Raw genomic sequence first — 13,587 nt, 5'->3', positions numbered from 1 at the left:
AATCTCAAGGAGTTTTCCGTTTCGACTGCGCCGGAAGTGGGGCGAATTATAGGCCGATGGAATTCTGAGTCAAGCCCTAATTGAGCGACTCTATCAATTATACAAAAAAGCTTAAAAGCCGCTACCTATATAGAGGGGGCTAACGCCCCCTCTATATAGGTAGGCAGTTAAACAACACCCGACTTGCGCAACCCTTCAAGCACTCCCGAAGTCATCCCCAGGACCCGCTGCAGAACCTCCTGCGTATGCTCACCCAGCAAGGGTGGCGCATTACGGTATTCGACTGGCGTTGCAGATAACCGAATCGGGCTCGCCACCTGAGGCACAAGCCCAGCCAACACGTGAGGCAGCTCTATCGCCAAATGACGAGCCTGCACCTGAGGATCCTCAAACACCTGCGCCAAATCGTTGATAGGCCCGCAAGGCACACCAACCGCTTCCAACTCAGACACCCATTGCGCCGTTGTCCTGAACACAGTCGCCTGACGAATCAAAGGCACTAACACCAGACGATTCGCCACACGGGCTGCATTAGTCGCGAATCTGGGATCATCAGCCCACTCGGCATAACCCGCCACCTGCGCAAACTTCCTGAACTGACCGTCATTGCCGACAGTAAGAATGAAGTCGCCATCGGCTGTCGGAAAATCCTGATAGGGCACGATATTCGGATGGGCATTACCCAACCGCTTGGGCGATACGCCCGTAGTCAGGTAATTCATTGCCTGATTAGCCAGGCAGGCAACCTGGACATCCAACAGCGCCATATCAATATGCTGCCCACCGCCGTCATGTTGGCGATGAGCCAGCGCCGCCAGAATCGCAACCGTCGAATACAACCCGGTCAATATATCGGTCAGCGCCACACCCACCTTCACAGGCCCCGCCCCCTCCTCACCCTCAGGACGGCCCGTCAGACTCATCAAACCACCCAGGCCCTGAATCATAAAGTCATAACCGGCGCGCTTGGCATAAGGTCCCGTTTGACCGAATCCGGTAATTGAGCAATAGATCAAATCCGGATTCACGTCTTTAAGCGAGGCATAGTCCAGACCATAAGCCTGCAACCCGCCCACCTTAAAGTTCTCAATCAAAATGTCAGACTTCGCCGCCAGCTCGCGTACCAGTCGCTGACCTTCAGGCTTGGTGAAATCGATCGTCACAGACTGCTTGTTGCGATTGGCAGACAAGTAGTACGCGGCCTCGCCAGTACTCTCCCCATAAGCATCCTTAAGAAAGGGCGGGCCCCAAGCGCGCGTATCATCTCCATTGCCCGGACGCTCGACCTTGATGACCTCAGCCCCAAGGTCGGCCAGAATCTGGCCCGCCCATGGGCCGGCCAGTACCCGCGACAAATCCAGCACCCGCAAATGCGATAAAGCCCCCATGAGCCGCCCCCTCTATTAATAGAACGCCTGAAGACCTGTCTGCGCCCGACCAAGAATCAGAGCATGCACGTCATGGGTGCCTTCATAGGTATTCACCACTTCAAGGTTGACCAAGTGGCGCGCCACACCAAACTCATCAGAAATGCCATTCCCCCCCAGCATGTCACGCGCCATGCGAGCGATATCGAGTGACTTGCCGCACGAGTTACGCTTCATGATCGAAGTGATCTCCACCGCAGCAGTACCTTCGTCCTTCATTCTCCCCAAGCGTAGGCAACCTTGTAGCGCCAGCGTAATTTCAGTCTGCATATCCGCCAGTTTTTTCTGAATCAACTGTGTGGCCGCCAGTGGACGACCAAACTGCTGACGATCAAGCGTGTACTGGCGCGCGGTATGCCAACAGAACTCGGCAGCCCCGAGTGCACCCCACGAAATACCGTACCGGGCCGAATTCAGACAAGTGAAAGGCCCCTTCAGACCACGCACATCCGGAAAGATGTTCTCTTCAGGTACGAACACGTTATCCATAACGATTTCGCCGGTAATCGATGCCCGCAAACCTACCTTGCCGTGAATCGCAGGCGCACTCAGGCCTTTCCAACCCTTTTCCAGCACAAAGCCACGAATATCACCGGCATCATCTTTAGCCCACACCACAAACACATCAGCAATTGGACTGTTAGTGATCCACATCTTGGCGCCAGTCAGGCTGTAGCCACCTTCGACTTTGCGTGCACGCGTAATCATCGCTCCAGGATCAGAACCATGATTAGGCTCAGTCAGACCAAAGCATCCGATCCATTCACCTGAAGCCAACTTTGGCAGGTATTTCTGCTTCTGCGCTTCAGTGCCGAACTCATTGATAGGCACCATCACCAGCGACGACTGCACACTCATCATTGAACGGTAGCCCGAGTCCACACGCTCCACTTCCCGCGCAATCAAGCCATAGCTCACATAATTGAGGCCGCTGCCGCCGTATTGCTCGGGGATCATGGCCCCCAGCAAACCGGTCTCTCCCATTTCACGAAAAATGGCCGGATCAGTCTTCTCATGACGGAAGGCTTCAAGCACACGAGGCGCCAACTTGCTCTGAGCGAATTGCTCAGCACTGTCGCGCACCATGCGCTCTTCTTCAGTGAGCTGCTGATCCAGCAACAGTGGATCGATCCAGTTGAAGCTTGCCTTACCCGCCATGAGTGAACCCTCGCGAAATAGATCAAATGTCGTGGGCAGATCGTAGGCCCCACCTATATAGAAGGACAAACGAGGATTCGGAACTCTCTTGTGATAATTTCTCACTCCGTGGAGATCAAAAACGCCATATTTAAAGACCTTTAGTGAGGAAGCCGTACATGCGTCGCAAGATTCCCAGCACGTCCGCACTCATCAGTTTTGAAGCGGCAGCTCGCCACGAAAGCTTCACCAAAGCTGCGCATGAGCTTTCTCTGACCCAAGGTGCTATCTGCCGACAAATAGCCAGCCTCGAAGAATTCCTTGGCATCGAACTTTTCAGACGCTCAAAACGTGGCGTTAAGCTGACTGAAGCAGGGCTTTCCTACAGCCGACGTATTGCGACTCAACTGGATGCCGTCGAACGTGACACCCTCTCGATCATGGGGCAGCAAGGTGCCAACGTGATTGAACTCGCCGTAGTGCCCACCTTCGGCACGCAATGGCTGCTCCCGCGCCTCAAGGACTTCCAGCAGCAGCACCCCGACGTCACGGTCAACCTCACTAACCGCACACGCCCCTTTCTGTTTGCTGACACCGACTTTGACGCCGCTATCTATTTCGGTGATGCCGACTGGTCAGGTACTTCGTCCTACCGCTTGATGGGTGAAAACCCAGTCCCCGTATGCAGCCCTCGCCTGCTGCCGACCGAGAAAAGCCTTACGCGAGACGCAATCGCTGAACTCCCGTTACTGCAACAAACCACCCGCCCCTATGCGTGGCGCCAGTGGTTTAACGCACAAGGTTTGAACGTACCCCGTGACATGACCGGGCCGCGCTACGAACTGTTCTCGATGCTGGCTCAGGCCGCTATGCACGACATGGGGATCGCATTGATCCCACCTTTCTTGATTCAACGTGAATTAGCCGAGCAACGCCTCGTGATAGCCAACACTGCAACGCTAGCGAGTACTAAGGCTTATCACTTGATGATCCCCGAACGCAAAATCGAGTCCGCCTCACTAAAGGCTTTTCGCGACTGGCTTATCCAGCAAGCCCAGCAATACAGCCTTAATTAACGCATTACATCGTCCATACGAGTTATGTAGCGCCTCATAAAAACACCCTACATATATACGTAAATGTCGCTTTTAAGCAGACTAAACTTATGTCTAACTGGACAAACCTGTAAGCCAGTAACCACGTGGCTTGCAGGGTATTTCTGAAAGTTATGCGCGGATAACTAAAAGAAATGTGAAAAATAGTCAAAAACATCCTTTAATGCCTAGAAGCCACGTCGTTACTGGCTTCAAAGCGACACTTGCGACATTCGGTCACGGCATGACTTGTAGTAAATATTCCGTCACCCTTCATAAGTTCTTGAAGGGCTAAATAATCGCCTGCATTATGCGGCGCCCCACCCTGATTCCGGTGGGGCCGTGCTGATCGGCCGCCCCAGTAGCACCATCCGAAGTGCACTGGATTTCTTATAAAAGATCACGCAGGAGATATGACGTGCACATTGGTGTTCCTCTCGAAACCCATACGGGTGAAACGCGGGTTGCTGCAACCCCGGAAACCATCAAGAAGCTGATCGGCCAGGGCCATAAAGTGACTGTTCAACGGGGTGCAGGTATCAATGCCAGCGTCATCGACAGTGCTTATGAAACCGCCGGCGCAACTATTGGCAGCGCCAATGACGTATTTGGCGCTGAGTTGATCCTGAAAGTCGTTGCGCCTGATGACAGCGAACTGGCCCTTATCAATAGCGGCACTGTGCTGATCGGCATGCTCAACCCGTTCAGCAATGAAACCATTGCCAAACTGGCCGGCCATGGCATTACCGCATTCTCACTGGAGGCCGCGCCACGCACTTCTCGCGCGCAAAGTCTTGATGTGCTGTCTTCCCAAGCCAACATTGCCGGCTATAAAGCCGTACTACTGGCAGCCCATCATTACCCACGTTTCATGCCGATGTTGATGACCGCCGCTGGCACGGTAAAGGCCGCCCGCGTGCTGATCCTTGGCGCAGGCGTTGCGGGGCTTCAGGCCATTGCAACCGCCAAACGCCTGGGTGCCGTGATCGAAGCGTCTGATGTGCGACCTGCTGTTAAAGAGCAGATCGAGTCGCTGGGTGCCAAGTTTGTCGACGTGCCTTACGAAACCGACGAAGAGCGCGAATGCGCAGTGGGCGTTGGCGGCTATGCACGGCCAATGCCTGCGAGCTGGATGCAGCGTCAGGCACTGGCTGTGCACGAACGCGCCAAACAGGCCGACATCGTCATTACTACCGCACTGATCCCTGGGCGAAAGGCGCCAGTGCTGCTCAGCGCAGAAACCGTGGCGCAAATGAAACCGGGGTCAGTGGTCATCGACCTCGCCGCAGCCCAAGGCGGCAACTGCCCGCTGACCGTCGCGGATCAAGTGGTGGTCGAGCACGGCATCACCATCGTCGGCCATACCAATCTGGCCGCCATGGTTGCTGCAGATGCTTCCGCGCTGTATGCCCGCAACCTGCTGGACTTCCTCAAACTGGTCTTCACCCCTGAAGGACAGTTCCAGATCAACCTAGAAGACGACATCGTCGCCGCGTGCCTGATGTGCCGCGACGGGCAAGTCGTGCGCAAAAACGGCTGAGGATAAAAACAATGGAAGAGCTGATCTCCCCCGGCATCTACAACCTGATCATCTTCGTGCTGGCCATCTATGTTGGCTATCACGTGGTCTGGAACGTTACACCTGCTTTGCACACGCCCCTGATGGCGGTCACCAATGCCATTTCGGCAATCGTGATCGTAGGTGCCATGCTCGCTGCTGCGCTGACGGTCACCCCGCTGGGCAAAACCATGGGCACCCTGGCTGTGGCATTGGCCTCCGTTAACGTATTTGGTGGATTTTTGGTCACCCGGCGAATGCTGGAAATGTTCAAGAAGAAAGCACCTAAAGCCAAAGAAGAGGTGCGCAAGCCATGAGCATGAACCTGGTCACTGTTCTTTATTTGATCGCATCAATATGTTTCATCCAGGCCCTCAAAGGCTTGTCGCATCCCACCACATCCCGTCGCGGCAACCTGTTCGGCATGCTCGGCATGGCGTTGGCGGTCATCACCACCGTAGGCCTGGTCTTCAAACTGGGCGCTGAAATAGCGACAGCGGGTATCGGCTATGTGATCGTCGGCCTGTTGGTCGGTGGTACGGCGGGGTCGATCATGGCCAAGCGTGTGGAAATGACCAAAATGCCAGAGTTGGTTGCCTTCATGCACAGCATGATCGGCCTGGCTGCGGTCTTCATTGCCATCGCCGCGGTGGTCGAGCCGCAATCACTGGGTATCGTCAAACAACTGGGTGACGCCATTCCTGCGGGCAACCGCCTGGAGCTGTTCTTGGGCGCTGCGATTGGTGCCATCACGTTCTCCGGCTCTGTGATCGCCTTCGGCAAGCTTTCAGGCAAATACAAATTTCGCCTGTTCCAGGGCGCACCCGTGCAATTCAGTGGTCAGCACACGCTGAATCTGGTGCTGGGCCTGGCCACACTCGCGCTGGGCATCACCTTCATGCTAACCGGCAACCTCAACGCCTTCGCGCTGATGCTGGCACTGTCTTTTGTACTGGGTGTGCTCATCATCATTCCGATTGGTGGAGCGGACATGCCGGTCGTGGTGTCGATGCTCAACAGCTATTCGGGCTGGGCAGCTGCCGGGATTGGCTTCTCGCTGAACAATTCAATGCTGATCATTGCCGGTTCGCTGGTGGGCTCTTCGGGCGCGATCCTGTCTTACATTATGTGCAAGGCGATGAATCGTTCTTTCTTTAACGTGATTCTGGGCGGCTTCGGCGGTGCAACGGATGCAGGCGGCCCGGCGGGTACGCAAGAAGCCCGGCCAGTCAAATCAGGCTCGGCTGACGATGCCACCTTCCTGCTGACCAACGCAGACACTGTCATCATCGTGCCGGGTTACGGCCTGGCGGTTGCACGCGCCCAACACGCCCTTAAAGAATTGACCGAAAAATTGACCCACCGCGGCGTTACTGTGAAATACGCGATCCACCCGGTGGCAGGTCGTATGCCCGGCCACATGAACGTCCTGCTGGCCGAGGCAGAAGTGCCTTACGACCAGGTGTTCGAGATGGAAGACATCAACTCCGAATTCGGACAGGCTGATGTCGTCCTGGTGCTTGGCGCCAACGACGTGGTCAACCCGGCCGCGAAAAACGACCCAAAATCGCCGATTGCGGGCATGCCGATTCTTGAGGCTTACAAAGCCAAGACCGTCATCGTCAACAAACGCTCGATGGCCAGTGGCTACGCCGGATTGGACAACGAACTGTTTTATCTGGACAAAACCATGATGGTCTTCGGTGACGCCAAGAAAGTTATTGAAGATATGGTCAAAGCGGTCGAGTAACATCCCCCGCCACTGCCACACCGAAAACCCCGGCGCTGAATTGACCGGGGTTTTTTATTTCTGCAAAAATCCCGACCAAAGGGTCTAAATCGCCGTCAGGCATTCGACCATGGTAGCGGGACGCCAGCCTTTGAAAATGAATAGACTGCGCATCTTGCTTCCGTTGCCCGAGATAACAATCCATGTACCGTGAACGTATTCGCCTAAATTCCCTACACGATAAGGTCATGAGCGCCGAAGAAGCCGCCGCCCTTATCCAAGACGGCATGACCGTTGGCATGAGCGGTTTTACCCGTGCCGGCGAAGCCAAAGCCGTTCCGCACGCGCTGGCCGAACGCGCCAAACTGGCGCCGCTGAAAATCACCCTGATGACGGGCGCCAGCCTGGGCAACGACCTGGACAAGCAATTGACCGAAGCCGGCGTACTGGCTCGTCGCATGCCGTTCCAGGTAGATAGCACACTGCGCAAGGCGATCAATGCCGGCGAAGTCATGTTCATCGACCAGCATTTGTCCGAAACCGTTGAGCAACTGCGTAACCAGCAGCTCAAGCTGCCGGATATCGCTGTGATTGAGGCCGTCGCGATTACCGAGCAAGGTCATATCGTTCCTACTACCTCCGTCGGCAACTCGGCCAGCTTCGCGATTTTCGCCAAACAAGTGATCGTTGAGATCAACCTGGCGCACAACCCGAATCTGGAAGGCCTGCACGACATCTACATTCCGACTTACCGCCCAACACGTACGCCTATCCCGTTGGTAAAAGTTGACGACCGCATCGGCAGCACTGCCATCCCGATCCCGCCGGAAAAAATCGTCGCTATCGTCATCACCAACAAGCCTGATTCACCGTCCACCGTTTCTGTACCGGACAGCGAAACCGACGGCATTGCGTTCCACCTGATCAACTTCTTCAAACAAGAAGTTGCAGCCGGGCGTATGACCAACAAGTTGGGTCCGCTGCAGGCCGGTATCGGCAACATCGCCAACGCCGTGATGTGCGGCCTGATCGACTCGCCGTTCGAAGACCTGACCATGTACTCCGAAGTACTACAGGATTCGACTTTTGACCTGATCGACGCTGGCAAGATGAGCTTCGCCTCGGGCAGCTCGATTACCTTGTCGGAGCGTCGCAACACGGACGTGTTCGGCAACCTGGAGCGCTACAAGGACAAACTGGTCCTGCGTCCACAAGAAATCTCCAACCACCCTGAAGTTGTGCGCCGTCTCGGCATCATCGGCATCAACACCGCGCTGGAATTCGACATCTACGGCAACGTGAACTCCACCCACGTCTGCGGCACCCGCATGATGAACGGCATCGGCGGTTCGGGCGACTTCGCCCGTAACGCGCATTTGGCGATCTTCGTAACCAAGTCGATCGCCAAGGCCGGTGCGATCTCCAGTGTAGTGCCGATGGTCAGCCACGTTGACCACACCGAACACGATGTGGACATTCTGGTAACCGAACAGGGGCTGGCCGACCTGCGCGGTCTGGCGCCACGCGAGCGCGCCCGAGTGATTATCGACAACTGTGTGCACCCGGACTTCCGTGAAGCACTCAACGACTACTTCAGCAAAGCCTGTGCAATCGGTGGCCACACCCCGCACATTCTGCGCGAAGCGTTGAGCTGGCATATCAACCTGGAAGAAACCGGTAAAATGCTCCCGTAATACGCGAGCTAGACAGCCGCCGACGAAAACACTGTTTTCACGGCGGCTTTTTTATGCGCGCTATTCCAAAAACTGTACTGCTGTACTGGTCATTTCCTACCCTTACAAGCCGCATTTCATACAAGATTGATTAAAAATGCACCAACTTAGTGCCTACCGGTACAGTTGTGCCCATTTACGCCCGTACAGCACCCCTAAACAGTTAACTGGCTCTGCACAATACAGGTGAACTGTATCTAGAGACTCTGGACGCGGAAGAGGATCATGGGCACCAGTTAAACCACTAGCCAATGCCGCCACAAGCGGAAGGATGCCATCATGGAACGTACCCTCAGTTCCGATTTGTTCACCGAAAGCAACACTGTCAAAAACCAGGCCTCGATGCCTTTGCGCGTACTTGCCAACCTGATGTTGTGGCAGCGCCGTATTTCCAGCCGCCATCAACTGGCTCGTCTGGACTCGCGCCTTCTGGCAGATGCCGGGATTAGCGAAGCACAGCGTTACGAAGAGCTGAGCAAGCCGTTCTGGCGCTAACACGCGCTCGCTGGCCCTGATGTACGATTCACCGCCAGCACCCAGAATTTGTAAAACAAAACCCGTCGCGGGCAACCGCTGACGGGTTTTGTCGTTTTAGGGCTTCTTTATGAGCAGTTAATGCGACAGGTACAGTTATAAATTCAAAAAAAATAGACAAGTACAGTTTCAGATTCCAATACGTTTTCGCCTTATTTCAGCCCTTGGCCGTAAAACCTTCTTTGCCCTGCGCGGTACCGGGCCTACTATTCGGCTTATAAACGTCTAACTTATAAGCTCATGCCAAGGAGTATCACCATGCCCACTCTTCGCCTACTCAGCGCTGCGGCTTTGCTGGCTGTTGCTGCCAGCGCCCACGCTTCCAGCTTCATCGTGACCACAGACGCCATTGTAGGCACGCTTAAGGCCACTACAGATCTGACGTCCGATGCCACCAACTCCATCCGCGACAACAAAATCGTGCGCGCTGCCCGCGACGATGCCGCAAGCTTCGTGGCAAGTGAAGGCACTATCCGGGGGGTGAAACTCGAAAGCGCACTGGACTTCATCCGTCAGCAAGCACCACAACTGCAAGCGTCCGATGCACAACTGGCCCAGGCCATTCTGACCCTCTGATTTGCCGTGCCATTGCTGCCGGGCAGCGCGAGGCTATGTGCGACGTAACCCGAGCACAGCCTCGCCCTCGGACAGCGGGCACATCCACTTTGCCCTGCCCCGCCCATTACGCTAGCCTTGGCCCTCGCTCAACTAACGTCGAGACCCATGCGCTTTCTCTCAATTGCCCTACTTGCCTTTTGCTGGACTCAAACTGCAGCTGCCTTCGACACGAGCACGCAAACCACTGTGCTCACCGGGTATGTCACCAGCAAAGTGACCTCAGCACCCTTCGAAAACAAACTGATTCGTGCCGCTCAGGATGACGCTGCCGCTTTTATCGCCAGTGACGGCCAACTCCGAGGTTCCCGGCTGGAATCAGCCTTGCACTATTTGCGTCAGGACCAGCCAAAATTGACTGCCAGTGACCTTGAACTGGCACAAGCAATTCTCGTCCAATAACTACCCGCGTTTTCTGGAGAATGTTCATGCGTAGCCCGTTGATTGCCGCCACCCTTGGCCTGCTGTTGTTGGCCGATGTGGCTCAGGCACAAACCCTGGTGCAAACCAGTAACATTATTGTTCGTGCGTTCGGACGCGCGATTGACTTCACGTCTGACACCACGACATCGATACGCGACTCCAAAGTGGTGCGTGAAGCCCACGATGACGCCGCCACTTTCGTTGCCAGCCAAGGCAACATTCGCGGCGTCCAGTTGGAATCCGCCTTCAACACCTTGCGTGAGCGTGTGCCAGAAGCTCGCAGCGCCAGCGACCAGGAACTTGCCGAAGCTACCCTCGCACTGTGAGGCCACTCGCGCGTTGGCTTGCCGCCTGCGGCCTGCTGCTAATCGGCAGCAGCGCCCAGGCCGCGCTGCATCTGCAACTCAAGAGCGACGGCCTGAGCCCGGCTGAACAGCAGGCCAGTCAGGCGTTGCTGGACGAGGCCATGCAGAAGCTGCCACCGCGGTTTATCGAGCAACTGGACCGCCAGATCCTGGTGGGCTGGACCGATGACATGCCGAGCAACGCCTACGGGCAAGCTTCGTTGGTGGCCGAGCTGGATCTCAATCGCAAGCTGCTGACGAGCTTGACCGACGGCTCGGCCGCCACTGAGCAAACCAGTCGCCCCCACGGCACTGTGCGCCGGGAAATGCTCGCCACGGTGCTGCACGAACTGACCCACATTTATGACCGCGCCCGTTTGTGGCCGGACGCACAGCGCACGCTCATCCAGCGCTGCACGCGTCAGCACAACAGCGCCGGGCTGATTGGCCTGCCGGACGCGTGCCGGGGCCAAACCGAACGCCGTTTCACCCTCAGCGATGATCCGCGCCTGCTCGACCTGGCCGGCTGGCAACAATATGTCGGCCGCCGTGGCGAGCGTGAGCAAAACAATCACCAGATCGTCCGCAGCCCGGACTTGTACGAAGTCACCAACCCCCGGGAGTTTGTCGCGGTGAACATGGAGTATTTCCTCCTTGATCCGGCCTATGCCTGTCGCCGCCCGGCGCTGTATCGCTACTACAAGGAACACTTCGGTTGGGCCCCGGCTGCCCGGGATGAATGTTCCAAAGGCTTCGCCTTTCTCAATGCCGGCAATGATTTTGCCAAACAACCCCTCGGCACCGTCGACCCCGAGCGTGTGTATGCCGTCGATTACCTGCTTGCCGAAGCCAATCAGGAATGGGCCAGCCGCTGGGGCCACAGCATGTTGCGGCTGGTAATCTGCGCGCCCGGCCGTCCACGCGGCCCTGATTGCCGACTCGACCTGCAAGAACATCTGGTGTTGTCCTACCGGGCATTCGTCAACGACGTACAGTTATCGAGCTGGGACGGCCTGACCGGCGCCTACCCGTCACGCCTCTTTGTCTTGCCACTGGCTCAGGTGATTGACGAATACACCAAGACCGAACTGCGCAGCCTCGCGTCTGTGCCCCTCACGCTGAGCCGCCCAGAAATCGAAGAAGTGGTCGAGCACGCGGCAGAGATGCACTGGAGCTATGACGGCAACTACTACTTCATTTCCAACAACTGCGCGGTCGAAACCCTGAAGTTGCTGCGCAGCGGCAGTGACAACGCGCAGCTCAAGGGCCTGGACAGCATCATGCCCAATGGCCTGCTGGAAGTGCTCAAAGCGCGTGGGCTGGCCGATACCCGCGTGCTGGATGACAAGAAAGAAGCGCTGCGCTTGGGTTACCGCTTTGACTCCTACCGCGATCGCTATCAAGCGATGTTCGATGTTCTCAAGACCCGCCTGCCGATCCAGCAAACCAGCGTCGAAGACTGGCTCGCCCTCAGTCCGGACGCTCGACGTCCGTGGGTCGAACAAGCCGATCTGCGCGCCAGCGCTGCATTGTTGCTGCTTGAGCAAGCCGCGTTTCGCCGTCAATTATTGCTGGCTCAAGACGAAGTCAAACAGAAGTACTTAAAAGTGCGCGGCATTGAAGGTGCCGGCATGGACAAGGCCAACAAGACGCTTCAAGAAATTCTCGCCAGCAGCGGCTTTCTCAGTCGCCCGGCGGAGTTGCTGGGCAGCAGCGGCTATGGCCTGCCACAGGCCCAAGAATGGGAAATGCTCGAATCCGAAAGCAGTCAGCGCCAGCAACAGCTACTGCGCCTGACCGGGGATCTGGACAAGGAAGTACGCAGCCTGCTGGAACCCGCCCGCGCCGCCGAAATTGCCGCGACCGAAGCCAACGTCAAACAGATCGGTGAGCATCTGCGGGCGATTCACAAGGCTTCAGGCGGCCTGCAATTGCCGTAAGCCTGTGTTCAGTGGTTACGCACCGGGCACAAAGTGTTTTTGTGCGGTGCCATGGGCGATCAGCCGCGAGAGGTAGCCCATCTTCGCGGCATCCTGATCCACAAAGCGGAAGGTCAGTTGCAACCAGTCGCTGTCAGGCTTGGGCTCGTAGGCAACGACCGCGTGCAGGTAACCATTGAGACGTGCCACCTCGGCGCTCTCGCCCTGCTCAAGGTCAAGCACGGCGCTTTCCAGCACCTGAGGCAGCACGTCGCCACGACGCACCACCAGCAGCGCCTCCTTGAGGCTCAAGGCCTTAATGACGCATGCCTGTGTGCCACTGGAAAGGCGCAATTGACCCTGACCACGCCCTGCAGGTGTATGTGCCTTTGCCGCAGGTTTGGCTGCGACTGCCGGGCGTGCAACGGGTGCAGGCGCAGCGGCAGGCGTTGCAGCCACGGTCTGAGCCTTGCCGCCAGTCAATGCATTGAGCGAATCATTCCCGAATGCCGAGTTCATCCGCGTCGGCGCACTGGCCAGCAGGGTTTCGAGCTTTCCGGCCTTGTTCAGTGCGTGTTTGACCTTGGTCAGCAACTGCTCGTTGGTAAAGGGCTTGCTGACGTAACCCGACACACCCGCCTGAATCGCCTGCACCACGTTCTCTTTATCGCCACGGCTGGTGACCATGATGAACGGCAGGGTTCTCAAGTGATCTTGCTCGCGGCACCAGGTCAGCAGCTCAAGGCCGGACATTTCAGGCATTTCCCAGTCACACAGCACCAGGTCGAAGGTTTCGCGGGCCAGTATGGCCTGGGCTTTGCGACCGTTAACCGCGTCTTCGATCTTGATGCCTGGGAAGTAGTTACGCAGGCACTTTTTGACCAAATCGCGAATAAACGACGCGTCATCCACCACCAACACACTGACCTTGCTCATCGACTGCTCCTTTGAAATCTTGACTAGCATGCGCCGAATGATGGCCATGTGCCAAATCTTGGGGGCACCCCGAATGACTTTACGTTCGCAGAGCGCCTGAATGTGAACGCCGAAACGTAAAACGCCCGGCTAAAGCCG

The 13,587-nt window shown here is 56.6% G+C and carries 13 protein-coding genes; 10 read left to right on the top strand and 3 right to left on the bottom strand.

Going from position 1 to position 13,587, the window contains the following annotated elements; genetic code table 11:
• Positions 1-167 precede the first annotated feature (167 nt).
• A complete protein-coding gene (locus CJF39_RS15075; RefSeq protein ID WP_094994133.1) occupies positions 168-1,388 on the bottom strand; it encodes a CaiB/BaiF CoA transferase family protein in 1,221 nt (406 codons plus the stop codon).
• Positions 1,389-1,403: 15 nt separating this feature from the next.
• Positions 1,404-2,585, bottom strand: coding sequence for an acyl-CoA dehydrogenase (locus tag CJF39_RS15070; RefSeq protein WP_094994132.1), 1,182 nt, complete (start codon positions 2,583-2,585; stop codon positions 1,404-1,406).
• Between the two features lie 158 nt (positions 2,586-2,743).
• On the opposite strand from CJF39_RS15070, the gene CJF39_RS15065 reads away from it, so the two are divergent.
• From CJF39_RS15065 to CJF39_RS15020, 10 genes are all read left to right on the top strand, one after another.
• Positions 2,744-3,640 (top strand): LysR family transcriptional regulator, encoded by an 897-nt coding sequence (locus CJF39_RS15065; RefSeq protein ID WP_094994131.1) that lies wholly within the window; start codon positions 2,744-2,746, stop codon positions 3,638-3,640.
• 436 nt (positions 3,641-4,076) lie between these two features.
• Positions 4,077-5,198, top strand: coding sequence for a Re/Si-specific NAD(P)(+) transhydrogenase subunit alpha (locus tag CJF39_RS15060; RefSeq protein ID WP_094994130.1), 1,122 nt, complete (start codon positions 4,077-4,079; stop codon positions 5,196-5,198).
• A gap of 11 nt (positions 5,199-5,209) precedes the next feature.
• Positions 5,210-5,533 (top strand): NAD(P) transhydrogenase subunit alpha, encoded by a 324-nt coding sequence (locus tag CJF39_RS15055; protein WP_094994129.1) that lies wholly within the window; start codon positions 5,210-5,212, stop codon positions 5,531-5,533.
• A complete protein-coding gene (locus CJF39_RS15050; protein WP_094994128.1) occupies positions 5,530-6,966 on the top strand; it encodes an NAD(P)(+) transhydrogenase (Re/Si-specific) subunit beta in 1,437 nt (478 codons plus the stop codon). Before CJF39_RS15055 ends, CJF39_RS15050 begins: the two co-directional genes overlap by 4 nt.
• A gap of 182 nt (positions 6,967-7,148) precedes the next feature.
• On the top strand, positions 7,149-8,639 hold the full coding sequence (locus tag CJF39_RS15045; protein WP_094994127.1) for an acetyl-CoA hydrolase/transferase family protein: 1,491 nt from the start codon (positions 7,149-7,151) through the stop codon (positions 8,637-8,639).
• A gap of 318 nt (positions 8,640-8,957) precedes the next feature.
• Positions 8,958-9,173, top strand: a complete 216-nt coding sequence (locus tag CJF39_RS15040) for a DUF1127 domain-containing protein (RefSeq protein WP_094994126.1) — start codon at positions 8,958-8,960, stop codon at positions 9,171-9,173.
• A gap of 297 nt (positions 9,174-9,470) precedes the next feature.
• Positions 9,471-9,788 (top strand): DUF2388 domain-containing protein, encoded by a 318-nt coding sequence (locus CJF39_RS15035; protein ID WP_094994125.1) that lies wholly within the window; start codon positions 9,471-9,473, stop codon positions 9,786-9,788.
• 147 nt (positions 9,789-9,935) lie between these two features.
• Positions 9,936-10,229: a DUF2388 domain-containing protein gene (locus CJF39_RS15030; RefSeq protein WP_094994124.1), complete on the top strand. Its 294-nt coding sequence runs from the start codon at positions 9,936-9,938 to the stop codon at positions 10,227-10,229.
• Positions 10,230-10,255: 26 nt separating this feature from the next.
• Positions 10,256-10,576 (top strand): DUF2388 domain-containing protein, encoded by a 321-nt coding sequence (locus CJF39_RS15025; protein WP_094994123.1) that lies wholly within the window; start codon positions 10,256-10,258, stop codon positions 10,574-10,576.
• Positions 10,573-12,534 carry a DUF4105 domain-containing protein gene (locus tag CJF39_RS15020; protein WP_094994122.1) on the top strand — a complete coding sequence of 654 codons (1,962 nt, stop codon included), beginning with the start codon at positions 10,573-10,575 and terminating at the stop codon, positions 12,532-12,534. Before CJF39_RS15025 ends, CJF39_RS15020 begins: the two co-directional genes overlap by 4 nt.
• Before the next feature lie 15 nt (positions 12,535-12,549).
• Here CJF39_RS15020 and CJF39_RS15015 read toward each other — a convergent pair whose 3' ends face one another.
• Complete coding sequence (locus CJF39_RS15015) at positions 12,550-13,449, bottom strand: response regulator (protein ID WP_094994121.1); 900 nt, start codon at positions 13,447-13,449, stop codon at positions 12,550-12,552.
• Positions 13,450-13,587 lie beyond the last annotated feature (138 nt).

The sequence above is a fragment of the Pseudomonas lundensis genome (assembly GCF_002269125.1).
GTDB classification, from domain to species: Bacteria; Pseudomonadota; Gammaproteobacteria; order Pseudomonadales; family Pseudomonadaceae; genus Aquipseudomonas; species Aquipseudomonas lundensis_A.
Note: the sequence above shows the minus strand (reverse complement) of the source record. Positions and strands in the feature narration are given on the sequence as shown.